11 protein-coding genes are annotated in these 17,093 nt (G+C 29.7%); 9 read left to right on the top strand and 2 right to left on the bottom strand.

Annotated features, from left to right (window positions below):
- The first annotated feature begins 3 nt into the window (after nt 1–3).
- The 6 genes from murI (at nt 4) to AEBR_RS13110 (ending at nt 6,867) form a co-directional block, all read left to right on the top strand.
- Complete coding sequence (gene murI / locus AEBR_RS13135; RefSeq protein ID WP_129088180.1) at nt 4–801, top strand: glutamate racemase; 798 nt, start codon at nt 4–6, stop codon at nt 799–801.
- A complete protein-coding gene (locus AEBR_RS13130; protein WP_129088181.1) occupies nt 794–2,803 on the top strand; it encodes a DNA polymerase III subunit gamma/tau in 2,010 nt (669 codons plus the stop codon). Before murI ends, AEBR_RS13130 begins: the two co-directional genes overlap by 8 nt.
- 70 nt (nt 2,804–2,873) lie before the next feature.
- Nucleotides 2,874–3,713, top strand: coding sequence for a DsbA family protein (locus AEBR_RS13125; RefSeq protein ID WP_129088182.1), 840 nt, complete (start codon nt 2,874–2,876; stop codon nt 3,711–3,713).
- 3 nt (nt 3,714–3,716) lie between these two features.
- Nucleotides 3,717–4,655 carry a hydroxymethylbilane synthase gene (gene hemC / locus AEBR_RS13120; RefSeq protein ID WP_129088183.1) on the top strand — a complete coding sequence of 313 codons (939 nt, stop codon included), beginning with the start codon at nt 3,717–3,719 and terminating at the stop codon, nt 4,653–4,655.
- A 131-nt stretch (nt 4,656–4,786) separates the two neighbouring features.
- Nucleotides 4,787–5,344, top strand: coding sequence for a hydrolase (locus tag AEBR_RS13115; protein ID WP_129088184.1), 558 nt, complete (start codon nt 4,787–4,789; stop codon nt 5,342–5,344).
- Between the two features lie 101 nt (nt 5,345–5,445).
- Nucleotides 5,446–6,867: a GGDEF domain-containing protein gene (locus AEBR_RS13110; protein ID WP_129088185.1), complete on the top strand. Its 1,422-nt coding sequence runs from the start codon at nt 5,446–5,448 to the stop codon at nt 6,865–6,867.
- Nucleotides 6,868–6,880: 13 nt separating this feature from the next.
- Here the strand turns inward: AEBR_RS13110 and AEBR_RS13105 are convergent, their stop codons facing one another.
- Nucleotides 6,881–8,047, bottom strand: a complete 1,167-nt coding sequence (locus tag AEBR_RS13105) for an NnrS family protein (RefSeq protein WP_129088186.1) — start codon at nt 8,045–8,047, stop codon at nt 6,881–6,883.
- Nucleotides 8,048–8,232: 185 nt separating this feature from the next.
- Between AEBR_RS13105 and AEBR_RS13100 the strand changes: the two genes are divergently transcribed.
- From AEBR_RS13100 to AEBR_RS13090, 3 genes are read left to right on the top strand one after another with little or no spacing between them, the layout of a single operon-like run.
- The gene (locus AEBR_RS13100; RefSeq protein WP_129088187.1) at nt 8,233–13,353 is read left to right on the top strand and encodes a ricin-type beta-trefoil lectin domain protein; all 5,121 of its coding nucleotides are present in this window, start codon (nt 8,233–8,235) and stop codon (nt 13,351–13,353) included.
- Nucleotides 13,354–13,367: 14 nt separating this feature from the next.
- On the top strand, nt 13,368–15,233 hold the full coding sequence (locus tag AEBR_RS13095) for a type II and III secretion system protein (RefSeq protein ID WP_129088188.1): 1,866 nt from the start codon (nt 13,368–13,370) through the stop codon (nt 15,231–15,233).
- Entirely contained in the window at nt 15,234–15,857 is a 624-nt protein-coding gene (locus AEBR_RS13090; RefSeq protein ID WP_129088189.1) for a trypsin-like peptidase domain-containing protein, read from the top strand.
- Between the two features lie 36 nt (nt 15,858–15,893).
- Here AEBR_RS13090 and prpF read toward each other — a convergent pair whose 3' ends face one another.
- Nucleotides 15,894–17,069, bottom strand: a complete 1,176-nt coding sequence (prpF, locus tag AEBR_RS13085; RefSeq protein WP_129088190.1) for a 2-methylaconitate cis-trans isomerase PrpF — start codon at nt 17,067–17,069, stop codon at nt 15,894–15,896.
- Nucleotides 17,070–17,093 lie beyond the last annotated feature (24 nt).

Below are 17,093 nucleotides of genomic sequence, written 5' to 3'. Positions count from 1 at the left end.
TTTTTGAGAGTTGGTGTTTTTGATTCTGGACTTGGTGGTCTAACTGTTGTTCAAGCAATTACAAAATCTTTTAAGGGTGCAGATATTTTTTATGTAGCTGACACTAAATTTGCTCCATATGGTGAAAAATCAAAAGAACAGATTTTACAAAGAAGTATTAACATTACTGAATATTTAATTGCAAATTTTAAAATTGAAGTGTTAATTGTTGCTTGTAATACAGCAACTTCCGCAGCTATTAAAGAGTTAAGAGAACTTTTTAAGAATTTAATAGTAATAGGAACTGAACCAGGAATAAAACCAGCAGTAAAAGCAACAAAAAGTAAAAGAATAGGAGTTTTGGCAACTCCTGCGACACTTAGTGGCGATAAATACAAAGAACTTCTTACAAAACTATCATTTGAACATGATTTTTCAGTTTATGAAGTTGCATGTGCAGGTTTAGTTGAACAAATAGAAAATGGAAAAATATTCCATGAAGATACCTACAATATGCTTGAAAAGTGGCTTGGACCAATGAAAAAAAGATGTGTTGATACAATTGTTTTAGGTTGTACTCATTATCCTTTGGTTTCAGAGGTTATTTTACAAATTATGGGCAAAGATACCATTTTAATTGAAACTGGTGAAGCTATTGCTAGAAGATTAGATGAACTATGTAAAAAGAGTGGTTATTGTGATAATAAAGAGATAGAAGTGGAAGTTTATTACACTGGCGAAATAAAAAAAGATATGATTAATGTAATTTTAAATAGATGGAAAGATTGCGGAAAAATCTCAATAAAGGAAGTTAATGAGTGATGAACAAATAGTAGAGAAGAAGGTTTTAGCGCTAAAGTATAGGCCCAAGAGATTTGAAGATTTAGTAGGTCAAGCTACAATTTCTCAAACACTCTCTTTGGCTTTGGATTCTAGTAGATTATCTCATGCTTACCTTTTTTCAGGACTTAGAGGTTCGGGAAAAACAAGTACAGCAAGAATTATGGCAAAAGCTCTTTTATGTTCAAATGGACCCACATCAAAACCTTGTGATGTTTGTGAAAACTGTAAAAGTGCAAATTCAAATAGACATCTTGATATTATAGAGATGGATGCGGCTTCAAATAGAGGTATTGATGACATTAAAGATTTAATAGAACATACAAAATACAAACCAAGCAGTGCAAGATTTAAAGTCTTTATCATTGATGAGGTTCATATGCTTACGCCTCAAGCTTTTAATGCCCTTTTAAAGACTTTAGAAGAACCTCCAGGCTTTGTAAAATTTATTCTTGCAACTACTGATCCTCTAAAACTTCCAGCAACAATTTTAAGTAGAACGCAACATTTTAGATTTAATAAAATTGCACCAAGTGATGTTTTGCACCACCTTTCTCATATTTTACATGAAGAGAATATTGATTTTGAAACTCCTGCTTTAGAGATACTTACAAGAAGTGGACAAGGAAGTTTAAGAGATACTCTAACTCTACTTGATCAAGCTATTATCTTCTCAAAAGGAAAAGTAACTACAACAGCAGTTGTGGATATGCTAGGACTTATTGAACCAAAACTAATGGATGAACTTTTTGATATTATTTTAAAAAAAGGTGACATTTTAAAAGTTGCAAAAGAGTTGGAAAACTATGAGATTTCACAGGTTTGTGACGAAATGACAATCTATTTAAAACAAAAAATGCTTGAAAAAGATGCAAAATTTGATTTACTTTTATTTGATAGATTTTTTAGAATTTTAAGTGATGCAAAACATCTTCTATCAATGAACTCTGATGGAGGGTTTGTTCTTATCTTAACTTTAATGAAAATGGTTGAAGCAACAAATATTAGAACAATTGATGAGATTATTAACCATGTGGAAAACTTAGAAGTCCAAGCGGTTGTAAAAGAGGCTATCTCTGTTGAGAAAGTTATTGAACACTCTCATCATGATGTAAACCATGCCTATGATGATCAAGATGTAGTTTTAAATAAACAATATTTTGAAAATAAAAGAGCTGAAAACCAACCTTTACATGATGAAGTATCTTTGGATATTTTAGAAGGAGCTGTTGAAGTGGTCTCTCCAATTGAAGAGAGTATTGAACCAATAGTTAAAGAAGAAAAAGAAGAAGAGACAAACCAAACTTTACCTTTTCAGACACCTTTTGATGAGATAGCCCAAGAGGATAATTGTTATGTGGAAGAGGTAACAAAACAGCCTAAAGAAGAGGAACTTCAAGAAGTAGAAGATGAGATAGAAGAGGTGATTTATGAACCAATTCCTCAAATAGAAGAACCAAAAGAACAGGTGAAAAAACTTGATGCAAATGAGGTTTTATATAAAAAACTCATTGAAAAAGTGTATGAAAGGGATTATGAGTTAGGAGAGGTTTTTGAAACAAATTTTGTTTATAAAAATTTTGAAGACAAAAAACTTATAATTACTACTTTTGCCCAAGGGGAAGATAGAAAATTTCTTCTTAAACACTATGGGATAATTAAAGTTTTTATCTATGATATTTTTGGCAATGATATTGAAATAGAGTTTGTCAAAGAGGAAGATACTGAAAAAAAGTCTGATATCCAAAACAAAATAAAAGAGGAAGAACCTGCTGTTTTGGAAGAGAATGGAAATGATGAAGCGGGTTCAATGATAGAGGATGTTGAAATTGGTGCTGGTTGTGTTGCTGATATGAATAAAATAAACAATCCAGCACCTTCTCAAAAAGAGTTAGAGTTAAATGATATTCTTAATTCTGCCCAATTAAATGCAGCCAAAGAGCTTCTAAGAGTTAAGAAAATTACGGTTAAGACCAAAACTTAACATTTAAGTCTTTAAACATTATAATTAGCACGAGTTTAGATATGAATGAACTTTCAATGAGGATATTATTATGAAATTAATTAAAAGAGTTTCTATTATCTCTTTTGTTATTACAACAGCAGTTTTTGCAAATAACAGTATTGATAAAAGCGTTATAGAGTTTGAGAAAAGTAGGTTTTCAAAAAATGAGAGAGTTGAAATAAAAAATATCTCAATTAATATGAAAAAAGAGCTGCCTCAAAAGGGTTGGTATGGTTATATTGTTGATTTGGATATTAAATTTGCAGGGAAAGATGTAAAAGCAAAAGATGTAATTTTTTCAGATGGGAATGTTATATCGCCAGAGCTTTTTGATGTAAAAAGTGGAGACTCTTTAAAAGAGTTGATTAGACCTAATTTAAGTTCAAAATATTATGATAGTGGTAAGCTAATTGCAGGAAGTAGCAGTGCAAAAAACAAATTAGTTGTTTTTTCTGATCCTTTATGCCCTTTTTGTATGGATTATGTGCCAGATATTGCAAAATATGCAAATGAGCATAAAGATTCTATAGCACTATATTATTATCATTTCCCACTACTTAGAATTCATCCAGCATCAAATGCCTTAACAAAACTTATGGTTATTGGAAAGAAAAAAGGGATAAAAGATATTGAACTAAAAGTTTATAAAGCTGATTGGGACATCTATTTTGAACCAAAAGAGACAAATCAAAAAAAGATTTTAGATGCCTTTAACAAAGTATTTGAGACAAAAATTACCCTTGAAGAGTTAGATAGCAAAGAGATTTCAGCAGAAGTTGCACAAGATATATCTATGGGTGAAGAGGCTTTAGTTCAAGGAACACCTACAATTTTTGTAAATGGTGAATATGATAAATCAAAATTAAAATATCAAGAGTTAGGAATGTAATAAATGGAAAAACTAGTAATAGCGACAAGAAAAAGTAAATTAGCAATTTGGCAAAGTGAGTATATAAAAGCGGAATTAAACAAACACTATCCAGATTTAGAGATTGAGTTACAAGAGTTTTCTACAAAAGGTGATAAGATTTTAGACGTTCCTTTGGCAAAAATTGGAGGGAAAGGTCTTTTTACAAAAGAGCTTGAGGTTGCAATGTTAAATGGAGAGGCTCATTTAGCGGTTCACTCACTAAAAGATGTTCCTACACAATTTGAAGAGGGTTTACAATTAGCTGCTGTTTCAAAAAGATTTGATGCAAGAGACGCTTTTTTAAGTGATAAATATAGCTCTTTGGATGAGTTACCACAAGGTGCAGTAATAGGAACTACAAGCTTAAGAAGAAGAATGGAACTTAAAATTTTAAGACCAGATATTGAATTAAAAGATTTAAGAGGAAATATCAATACTAGAATTGCAAAGTTAAAAGCAGGTGAATATGATGCAATTATCTTAGCTGCAACGGGAGTTCAGAAACTAAAAATTGAGAATGAAGTAAATAATTTTCTTCCAATATCAACTGATAAAATGATTCCATCAATGGGACAAGCAATTTTAGGAATAGAGACAACTGGTAATAAAGAAGTATTAGAGATAGTTTCAGTTTTAAATGATAACAATGCACATATTGAAGCTACAGTTGAAAGAAGTTTTGTTGATACACTTCAAGGTGGATGTCAAGTTCCAATTGGAGTAAAAGCTACTATTGTGGATGAAAAATCAATTAGAGTTCAAGCAATAGTTGGAATGCCTGACGGTAGTGAATATATAGAAGAAGATATTACTGCAAATATTGAAGAGTATGAAACATTAGGTAAAAGTTTAGCACAAACTTTTATAGATCAAGGTGCAAAAGAGTTACTTGAAAGAGCTGAAAAAGTAGCATTCAAATAGCATTTTTAAGGGAGTTTGCTCCCTTATGAAAAAATCTTAAACAATTTAAAAAAATCACAGATAAATTTATCAATTTTACTAGACATTTTTGTTTTCATTTTGTATCATACATTTATTTCAAGGAGTAAAGTATGATAAAAGTGACTGGTAAAATAAAAGCTGAAGATTGTATTTTTGTACAAGTTGATATTCAAGAGAGACTTTTCCCTCATATATTAAATAATCAAGAGTTGGAAAAAAATCTTATCACTTTGGTAAAAGGGCTTAAACTTCACAATATTCCAATAATAGTAAATGAACAGTATAAAAAAGGTATTGGTGAAACAATTGCAAGTTTAAGAGAGCTTGTTGATGATTATCCTCATTTTGAAAAAACAACATTCTCTTGTTGTGGAAATGATGATGGACTATGCGCAATAAAAAATAGTGGGAAAAAGGTTGTAATACTTGCAGGGATAGAGACCCATGTATGTGTTTTACAAACTGCACTTGATCTTCTTGAAGAGGGATTTCAACCTGTTCTTGTAACAGATTGTGTAAGCTCTAGAAAAGAGAAAGATAGAGATGTGGCAATACAAAGACTTGTACAAGTAGGAGTTATTCCTACAACATATGAATCACTACTTTTTGAACTTACAGTAAATGCAAAAAATCCTGTATTTAAAGAGATATCTCAATTAGTGAAATAACTCTTATATCTTAACATTTAAACTAACTTTAAAGTTAGTTTAAATAATTTTTAATTTAAAAATGTCTTATTTGGAATTATTTTATTATTATATAATTTGATATGAAAAAATTATTTATATTACTATTTTTTGTATTATTATCAATTTTAGAAGCCTCTTCTGATCAAAAAGTTTATAAAGTCGCTATGTTAAAAGATTGGAAGCCATACTACTTTATCAATAAAAATAACAAAGTAGATGGTTATGCAGTAGAACTTTTTGAAAGAATTGCAAAAAATAAAAATATAAAGTATGAGTATGTAATATTGAATAATTTTAAAGAAGCACTTAGATATTTCAAAGAGGGAAAAGTTGATATTATTCCAAATATTGGAATAACCAAAAATAGAGAAGAACTCTTTTTATTTACCCAAACTACAGATACTTTTTTTGTAAATATTTACAAAAGAGAAGATGCTACTTTTATAAATAGAATTGAGGATTTGAAAAACAGAAGAGTTGGAGTAATTGCAACAAATGTTTGTAACAAACTGATAAATAGTGATATAAGTACTAAAAAAGTGCAATTTAATCATTTTTGGGAGTTAGTTTCTGCATTAAAAGCAGAACAAATTGATGCCTTTTGTTATCCTCTTCCACTAGTTCGTTCTCATATAGATGATCCTGAAATAGTACCTCTTAAAATGTCTCTAAAAGAGATTCAAAGGGGTGTTGGAATCTCAAAACAGTATCTTTTTTTATTACCAATTTTAGATGAAGCAATCACGGAATTAAAATTAAGTGGTGAGTTAGAGAAGATATATGATAAGTGGTTTAAAAAAGAGAGTTTTATTCAACTTTCTATGCAAGAGACTATTTTTATTATAGTTACAGTTATGGGTGCATCTTTTTCTATTCTTCTGCTTATCTTCTATTATTTAAGTAAGAAAAAATGGCTTGTGACTAAAGTTATGCTTGAAGAAGAGATTCGAAAAAAAACAAATATATTAAGAATTCAAAATAAGAGATTAAAAGTTATTCATAAAAGATTAAAAGAGCAAACCTATAAAGATGCCCTAACAAAAATATATAACAGAAAGTTTTTTAATGAAAAAATAGTTGAACTCTTCTCTTTTTACAAAAGATATAAATATACTTTCTCTTTTATGATTTTTGATATTGATGATTTTAAAATAGTCAATGATACCTATGGACATGTAATAGGAGACAAAGTATTAATAGAACTTACTAAATTGGTTACAAATAAAATTAGAGTAAATGATTACTTCTTTAGAGTTGGAGGAGAGGAGTTTGTATTGCTTTTATCTGAGACAAATATTGAAGAAGCAAAAGAGGTAGCAGAAAAGATAAGAGAGATTATTGAAACACAATTGAAAATAATCAAAGATAAAAAGATTACTATAAGTATTGGTTTAACAGAAGTTATGGAAAATGATAATAGTGAAACTATTTATAAAAGAGCTGATGAACTTCTTTATTTAGCTAAAAAAAGTGGTAAAAATAGGGTTGTTGATTGTAACTAAAGCATAAATTGCTTTAGTTACGTACTCTTAGTATAGTTTTTCCATATCTTGCAAACCAGAGCAAAAAGAGAATTATCCATAATCCTATACTTATAGATAAAGAAATAGAATATAGATTACTATCATTCATAAAACTAATAGAGACAGCAATTCTACTTAAGATTAATATTTGAGTAAGAGCAAAAAGAAATATAGTGAATTTGTCTGCAATAATAGGTTGAGGTGGAACTGAATGTCCCATTGCAACTCTAGAGCCAAAACCTATTAAAAGAGTTGTTACAAAACCTAATGCAAAGATATGAAGAGAGAGTTTTAAAGTGTAAATATTTAAAAGAGACTCAATAAATAAAATTATAAAACCAAATTCAAACCATAAAAATCCTAAAACCAATATTGATAAAATTGCAGGTGTTTTTTTGAAAAAATCAAGCTTATAAATTGTATAACCAAAAAATGAAGCAGATAAAAATGATGATATTTGAAGTAGAAGTTTAAGCTCAAACTGTAGTGAAATACCTATTGTAAAAAGAAGTATTACAGATAAAGGTTTGATAAACTTAGGTTTTTGCCAAGGGATTTCTTTGGTATAAGTAAAATAGAAAGCAGGAACCATTTTAAGAGCTATTATATAAACCATAGGTAAGATATATGCAAAAAATACTAACATTGATAAGTTATATGAAGTAACACTCTCAACTAAAAGAAAAATAGCACCTAAAAGTAAAATAGAGTTTATATAGATACTATCCTCTTTGATAGCAACTTGACTATTTTTTATTATTTTATAAAATATATAAACAAAGTATATTATTACAGAAGATACAATAAATTTACCCAAACTTACATTTATAAAAAGAGCAGAGAAAACTCCTATTTGATAAAATATCCAAGATAGAATATATTTGTTTGACTCAATTTCTCTTGAACCATTATATTTTGGCATTACTGTTATCAAAAAACCTAAAAAGGCATTTGAAAAAAGAGCAAAATTTAGACCAAAAGAGTGTACCAATACAAAGTCTAAATGACTTGAAAGCAATAAACTATATGCGCTTAGAGCCATAATAAGTAGTGCAAAGAAAATTGCAGAGCTAAAAAACAGCTGATGAGGTTGTGATGTAAATCGACTCAACCAAGGCTTTTTGACAGGTTTTTGGGTAAACGATGTTGAGAACTGCATAAATTATCCTATATTTTTTGCAGATTATGACATATTTGATAATTGTTATCATTGATTGCAATCAATAAATAATTGTTAAATTAGGATATTTTATTAAATTATAAAATTTTATAATTACATAAATAATTTTATTTTTAATATAGATTGTGATACCCTTATAAAGGTTAAAGTCATTAGGAGAAATTATGCATAAAATATTTAAACTATTGTTATTCCTTATATTTCAAGGTGTAGTTTGTGTACAATATTTACAAGCAGAGTTTGTAAATGGTGATGGATTTTATGAAGTAAAGAAAAATCAAAAAATTGAGTTGAATAAATTAAATAATTTATCAACAAAAAAAAAGTTTGATAATGTCACAACTTTTATAATAAAAAAAGATGCCAATGCTTTACAAAAGCAACCAGAAGTTGAGTATCAAGCCTATTTCTTTGATGATAATGAGATAGAGTTAAAGAGCTTACTTCCATCAAATATAAAAAAAATAAAAGGGATAAAGAGTCTAAAATTTAAAAATTTATTGATTATTACTCCCATTAATATGCAAAGTAAAAAACCTGAAATATCTTATAGTGCCACAATAAAAAAAGAGAATATTCCTAAAGATATAATAGATAAATTTGGAAAATGGAAAGATATTAAAGTTTCATCTTCTTCAAATGCAACTTTTAAAGCAATAATTGACAAAAAGATAAATGATGAGTTAGCAAATTTGCTTTCATTAGCAGGAATAGAACTCTCAACTTTTGATGCTACAGGACATTTTGCAATAAATCCTGTAAAAGTAGATGGTTATAAACCACCAACAATGCAGCCAGATGAATATATAAAAGATTTTACTCTTGAGATGGATTTACCAGTTGCAACAATAAAAGGGCTTGATAAATATATAAAATTAGAAGATGTTGTTTTAGGAGTAAATCTTTCTGATTATTCAACTTCTCCTTGGAATAAACTACCAGATAGTTTAAAACTACCAAGTGAATCAGATAGTTTAAACTATATGCTAACTGCAAATGGAAGAGTATCTGTTTTAAATCAAAGTCAAGAATCTGCATTTTTAATTGATTTTGGAAAAGCTGAAACAGATGGAACTTCTACAAAAAAAACACTTAGCCTTTTGAGTATGACTAAAGAGAGTATAGACTTCACAAAAATTGCAAGTTTAGATTTTTTGCCTTTTGCTGATGATTTAAAATCAAAAGTTCAACTAGGCTATCAAATAAAAATAAGTGAAACAAAAGAGGATAAAAAAACAAAAGATGCAAAGATTGATTTATCAGGTTTTGGAGGCATAAATATAAAAGGGAAAGATATAGATTTTATTATAGATTTTCTTTTAAACGGTACTCCTAATAGTTCAAAAACTGTAAAATTCAACTATGTAGAGTTAGATGATAATCTAAAATTTAGTGATATAGTTGGTTCATCAATAGATGGAAAAGAGCTTCCTAAGTTTATAAAAGATTTATCTTTGGAAAAAGTTAAAATTGCAAGTGGTGGCCTTGAAGTTGAGACAAAAATATTTGAGCTAGATTCTACTATGTATCTTTTTAAAGGAAAAGGAAAAGGGGTAAATTTTGCATTTGATTTAAAAGATTTCTCTTTATCTTCTCTTTTGCCTAGCAGTTCATCACTTAAAAATAATAGCCACATAAAAGAGATTACTCTTCCAAAGGCTGCAATAATATATAGTACACATGGTTTAATAGGAACAATAAATGATGTTTCAGCCGTTGCAAAAGATGCTGTAAAAGATGTGTTTGGTAAGAATTCAAATAAAATTAATATTGCAAGTGGACTTAGTCTTGCTGGACAATTCTCTTTGCAAGCTTCTGGAACTTTTGGGAAAAAGATTATAGGGATTGCTACAAAAGGAGTAAACCTTGGTTTTAGTGAAACTGCCTTTGTAATGGGCACTCTCCCTGGAGTTTTAGGAACTGATGGTGATTTTGGTATTAACTTAAATCTATTAATGGATACAAAAGTTGCTATAAAACCTCCCAAAGCTTTTAAACTAAATGCAGATGTTGCCCCTGGCTTTTTTATCAAAATTCAAACGGATGATTTTAAAATTGGAGTTGATTTAGATTTCTCTATTGATGATGGTAAAACAGTTTTAATGGTTGAGGGAGGACTTGGTGTTGGTGTAGATGAAGAGGGGGTTGATTTATTAATTTATGGTATTGTAAATGATAATTGGAAAAATCCTTTTGGTATTTATGAACAGTTAGAAATAGAAAATGTCTCTATTGATGGGATAATAAAAGATGATGGAACTATTCACTTGGGAATAGGTGGGAAAACCTCTATTAGTGATACGGAGCTAACTGTTGGGGCAGCACTAAATTTTAATGTTGTAGAGAGATTGCCAGATGGTGTAGCTTTAAAAGTTGGGCTTGATGATCTGGATTATTTAGGTTACTACTATTTGTATCTATTAGTATCTGGATATGAATCACCTATTAAGCCTTATTGTGCACAATCAACTTGTTCTCGTTACTTTCCTTCTGTAAGTAGTGAAGATGATGGTGATATCTCTGTTTATTACAGTGAAGATTGTGCAAGTGATTATTTAAATAATAAAACAATAAAAACAAAATATAGTTATTCAAAAATCACTTCACAAGAGATATCTTCAAAAGTTGACCAATGTATAAAAGATCAACCAGCAAAAAATGATTCTGCAAAAGGTTGGGCAAAAAAATGGGCAAAAAAAGATGCCAAAGTATTGACTATAAATGATACCTATTTATCTTTTGCAACTCCTGGTGCTGAAGATCCAATTTTAGGTATTGGTTCAGGTGTTAGTTTTGGAGCTGATTTAAATATACATGGAACAGAGCTTGGGAATCCTCATTTTTTTATGAAAAAGAAGTATGTAGATGCTCTATTTGAAAAGGTTAAAAGTGCAAAAAAAGATCTAAATTTACAAGCTACTGCTAATTCTGATATTCATTCACGAAGAGTTTCTACAATAAGAAAAAATTCAAAAGATAGAGAACTTACTTCTAGTTATTCAAAAGCAAAAAGTACAATAGATTTGTCAAAATATAATAAAACTAAAAAGATTAGCGATATCACACAAACTATTAATGATTTTAGTGTTGGTCCTATAACCTTTACAAATAACAAATTACATCAAGATCCTCTTTTAGTTGAGTCTAAAGTAAAACTTTTTGGGAATACTGCTTCACTTGGAGCAATAGTGAAATTAGAAAAAGATAAACTATTTTTCAACTCTACAATAGACTTTGATACAATAGGAAAAGCTGATTTAACCTTTAAATATGATAGTGATCAAAATGACTATTTAATAATTGGGGATTTAACAGAGAATAATGACCTACAAAAATTTCTTAAAAATGAGATTACCCAAGGTGTAAAAGAGATTTCAAATGAGGCTAAAAATCTCTATCCTACTTTACAAAAAGCCTACACTGATGCTAAAAAAGTCTCTGATGAGTTTTATAAGGAGCTTCAAGATGCAAAAAAAAATTATAAAGTTGCTGATGATACTTTAAAAAGATTGGGCTTGAGTCTTAAATCTGATATTCAAAAATTAAAACAAGATGCAGATAATACAAAAAGCAAATATGAAGAGTATAAATCAAAATGTAAAAATACAAGTAAGTATGAACACCCTTATGAAAAAGGCAAATATTGTACCAAAGAAGTTGCATATTATGGTGATTGGCAGATTAAAGAGAAGTCTTATGAAGCGGCAAGAGATGCTCTTACAACTGCACAAAATTTAGATAATAAACTTCAATCATTATTAAATATGTATAATGAAAAGGCAATTATTACAGCTGCAAAAAAAGCTGAAAGTGACACAGTTTCACAAGCTAAAGATATGATTGACAAACAAGCAACTAATTTTATAAATCAGGCTGAAGAAGCTGGAGATATGTTAGAGATTGAGCAAGTATTATTGGTTGGAAGTTACAATGATATAAAAAACAATCTTCCTTTTGTTGTGGATATCTCTTTTAAAATAAAAGATAAAGAGTATAAAAAATATTTTGCTTTTTATCCTGCAAATCCTGCTCAAAATGCAAAAAGCTTTGGTTTGTTACCTGCTTTAGTAATTGATAATCTAATAGAAGAAGAGTTTAAACAAAAATATCCAAAAGTGACAAACTGGATACATGCACATATATTTAAATTGCTTAATAATTTAAAAGAGAAAATGCAAGAGGATCTATCTCAAGAGGAAGAGAAATACAGTAGTATTTTAAAATCAATGGATGAGACTTCAGATCTATATGTTGATGGTTATAATGACGTAACGCAAGAGATTAATAATGCCTTTTCTTCTTATTCAATTGTTGATTTTATGCCTCAAAGTAAACTTTTCAATGATAAATATTTGGTTGTGGGACATAGCTCTTTATGTTTGGGAGTAGCATTAAATGGTGTAGATGTTTACCAAGAGAATTGTCAAGATGTTCAAAGTGAAAGATGGAGTGCAGTTGATGTGGGAAACGGATATATTCAACTAAAAAGTAAAGGTTTATGTCTAAAAGCAAAAACAACAGGAGATGGAACGTTTTCAGAAGAGTTTTTAGCTCTATCAGAGTGTAATGGCAAAGATGAACATGAAAAATGGAAAATTGTCTCTGAAGATGGATATTGGGATAAAATTGTAAATAAATATTCAGAAAAATGTTTGCACTTTGATATAGAAAGTGCCAATCCAAAAACTGCATATGCTACATGGACAGGATGTGTTGGTATGGCAAGTGAAATGTTTAGGGATATTGAAGATACACAACGACCTACTTATCACAATGTAGAAGATTTGATTGATGCTAAAAATGGAACTTGTCTTTCAACTAAAAAATCTTTTGATCAATACTTCTTTGAAGTAAAAAGAGTAGGAAATATATCTATTAAAGTTGAGTCAAAAAAAGGTAACTTGACTACAACAGCAAAAGAGTATGAAAAGATGATATCAAAAGAAGATAATGTTTTAATATCAACCGCTTGTGAGAGTGCTATAGAGGATAAATTTAATTATATTGAAGAGTTAAATGGTGATTTGAAACTAATTCATGCGCAATCTGGTTGGTGTGTTACTCCTAATCCAAAAGATAATAAGAGTTTGGTACTACAACCTTGTAATAAAGAGAAAAATATCCTTTGGACAAATATTCAAGAGGGAAATAGTTTTCAATTAAAAAGTAATGTTAACAATAAATGTATTACATTGGGTGTTGATTTAGATGGAAATAAAATTGGAAAAGCAGAACTTAGTCAGTGTGTTAATTCATCTGGGCAAGATATAGATTTTGTAAAATAAAAAAGGTATAAGCAGTGGGTTTTTATAGAAAAAGAGATATTTTAGGGTTGGCATTTTTTATCTTTGTATTAGGTGGATGTAGTGCACAAAATAGTAGTTTTGTTGAGCCACCAAATATGAAAGTTGCTAATTTGTTAAATGATATTCCTCAAAAAGATAGAATAACTTATGTAATAAAAGAGGGAATAAAAAATATAGAAAATGGTAAATATCAAAATGCTACCAAACTGTTCAATGAAGGCTTAAGACTAAGTCCTGATAATGCAAACTTACATTTTCTAAATGGATTATCTTATCACTTGCAATCTCTAAATGGCAACAGCAAAATGCTTGATTTAGCACAAACAGGTTATACCACTTCTTTAATGCTTGATGATACTAATTACTGGGCATCATACTTCTTGGGAAATATCTATTTTAAGAAAAAAGAGTATAGAAAAGCACAAAATGAGTTTGCCCATGGTCTTTTGTTTGAGGATAAAAATCCTTATCTTTTAAGAGGTTTAGCTGTAGCTTCATACTATTGCAATGATATTGCACTTAACTCTTGGGCTTCACAAAGGGCTTATGAGGTTGATCCCGAAAACTTGGCAAGTTTAAGAAATTTGCTTTTTTCACAAGCTGCATCTGGGAAAAATGAGATTGCAAAAGCGACATTACAACTTTTTAACAAAGTCTTAAATGAGAAGTACAAAGATAAAGACGAATATATGAGAAAACTTAGTTTTGATTTAGTATCAAATAGAGTTAATGATTGGAAAAATTACTATGCTTTAGCTGATAATTATCCAATTTTTGACAATGATGATACATCTACTACAGTTTCACAAGATTTTGATGACTCTTCCTCTTTATCAAGCGAAAATTCATTAAATACAATTGAACAAAAACAAAGTGATAATACTACTACAGTTACAGTAAATAAAAATCTGCCTAAAATGACCCTTGTTGATGTGGCAATAATTCAGACAAATGAAGTTAAATCTCAGTCAAAAGGAATAAACCTATTAGATGGTTTGAAAACAACTTTATCAGGTACAATGTATAGTAGAATCAAAACCACAGGAACAGGTGGAAGTAGTATGGAGATATACTCTCCTGAGTTTAGTTTTATGAATTTGGAGTATAACTTCAATATTTTTAATGATGATAATAATAAAGCTGAAATATTAGCAAGACCTTCTCTTTTGGCAGTTGAGAATAAACCATCAAAATTCTATTCAGGTTCTACTTTGCATGTTCAATTAAGTAGTTCCAATGCAGATGGTTCTATGGAAGATGTTCCAGTTGGATTAAACTTAAATATAATACCAAGGTTTTTAGGGGACGATACCCTTGAAATTTCTGTTGAAGCAAAAAGAGCTTTTTTGGAATCTTTATCTGAAAATGTTGGGTTTACAGCTTTTAGTCAGACTTCTCAAACCTCTGTTGAGGCAACTGCTGTTTTAAAATTTGATGAAACACTAATTTTAAGTGGTTTAACTGAAAGTACTTCTGATGATTCAGAGAGTGGAGTGCCAATATTACAAGATATTCCAGGAGTTCAATATCTATTTTCAAGATCAGAAAAGTCTGAGACAAGAAAATCGATTTTAATCCTTTTAACCCCAAGAAAACCAAGATATTATAATGAAATATTAAGTCATGAACAAGCAATTGAGTTAGAAGAAGAATCAGATAAAAAAGAGACCTATTACACAAAAATATTGATTAATAAAGAGAAAATAACAGTCTCTAATAGTGATGCAATACTTTCACATTTAGGAGAAAGCAAACTCTTTAGTCAGTTTAGAACTGGAGATTTAAAACTTGATGATTGGAATAATGATGATACTTTTGAAGGCTCTGTAAAAAGAGTATTAGGGTTTTTGTATTATTAGATGAAAAGAGTCTTGTTTATATTAATTCTTTTTAGTTTTGCACTTTTTGCTAATAGTATTGATAACTCTATTGCTTTAGTTGTAAATGACTCCAAAATTGGTTCAGGAGTATTAATTTCAAAAGATGCCGAAGTGCTCACAAACTTTCATGTAATTGATGGGAAAAAAAGAGTTAAAGTGGCTTTTAAAGATAATGCCACAAACTTTTATGAAGCAAGAGTTATTAAAGTAGATAAGAAAAAAGATTTAGCTCTATTAAAAATTGAGAACAAAACTTTTTTAAAAAATAAAAAACCGATAGAGTTTGCCTCTATGAGCAAGCTAAATTTGGATGATAAAATATACTATATAGGGCATCAAAATGAAAATTTATGGCAAAAATCAAATGGATATATTTATCAGATTCTAAAAGAGTATAAATGGAAATTTGAAGATAGTTTTGAACATAAACTTTCATATATCCTTGAATTAAAAATAGTAGGGAAAGAGGGAATATCTGGAGCACCAGTTCTTACTCAAAAAGATTTACTTGCAGGGTTAGTCTCTTTTGATAATCCAAAAAAAAGTGATATGGTTTATGCCATATCTATTTATGATATAAAGATGTTTTTAAAAAATAGATAAAAGGAAAGAGGCTCTTTCCTTTTATAAAAAGTAGTTTTATTTCATAGTATCAGCAGGTACATGAACATAACCATCCATGATTACCCTTGCACTTCTACTCATACTAGCTTTATCAACGCTATATTTTCCATTGTTTTGGCTTAGTGTTGCACCAACTTTTAGTGTTCCTGATGGGTGCCCAAAAGTAACTGAATCTTTCTCTCCACCACCAGCAGCAATATTAACCAAAGTTCCAGGAACACAAGCAGCAACTCCAATAGCAACAGAAGCAGTTCCCATCATAGCGTGGTGCAGTTGTCCCATAGATAGAGCTCTTACATTTAAATCAATATCTGAAACTGTAATCTCTTTTCCACTTGATGCAGCATAGTTTTGAGGTTTTGAAACAAAAGCAATTTTTGGAGTGTGAGCTCTTGTTTCAGCCTCTTTTACCTCTTTAATTAGTCCCATTTTAATTGCACCATAGGCTCTAATAGTCTCAAATTTCTCTAAAGCTTTTTTATCTGAGTTAATGTCACCTTGAAGTTCAGTTCCTTTGTATCCTAAATCTTCAGCATTTAAGAAGATTGTAGGAATCCCAGCAGTTATCATAGTAGCTTTAAAAGTTCCAATCCCAGGTACCTCTAAATCATCCACTAAATTTCCTGTAGGAAAAAGCTCTTCACTTGGATCAACTGGCTCTACAAACTCCAATTTAATCTCAGCAGCTTTAAATGCAACTCCATCAATCTCATAGTCACCAATCTCTTGAACTACTCCATTTTTAATTGGAACATAACAAAGAATAGTTTTTTTAATATTTGCTTGCCAAATTCTTACACAACAAATACCATCTTGAGGAACATTGTCAACTAAACCACATTTAATGGCAAAAGGACCAACAGCACTTGATAGGTTTCCGCAGTTTCCTGACCAATCCATAAAAGGTTTATCAATAGAAACCTGACCAAAGTAGTAATCCACATCATGGTTTGCAACTGTGCTTTTACCAACAAGTACAGTTTTAGAAGTACTTGAAGTTGCTCCTCCCATACCATCAATTTGTTTACCATAAACATCTGGGCTTCCAACAACTCTTAAAAGAAGTTTGTCTTTAGCCTCTTGATTTTCTAGTGCCTCTTTTGGTAAATCAGCAATATTAAAAAAAGTACCCTTACTTGTACCACCTCTCATATAGGTGGCTTTTACACTGATTTGTGGTTCGTAACTCATTTTATTCCTTAAAAATTGTCCCAA

This window comes from Halarcobacter ebronensis, from assembly GCF_013201825.1.
Classification (GTDB): domain Bacteria; phylum Campylobacterota; class Campylobacteria; order Campylobacterales; family Arcobacteraceae; genus Halarcobacter; species Halarcobacter ebronensis.
This window is presented reverse-complemented; position numbering and strand designations above follow the sequence as displayed.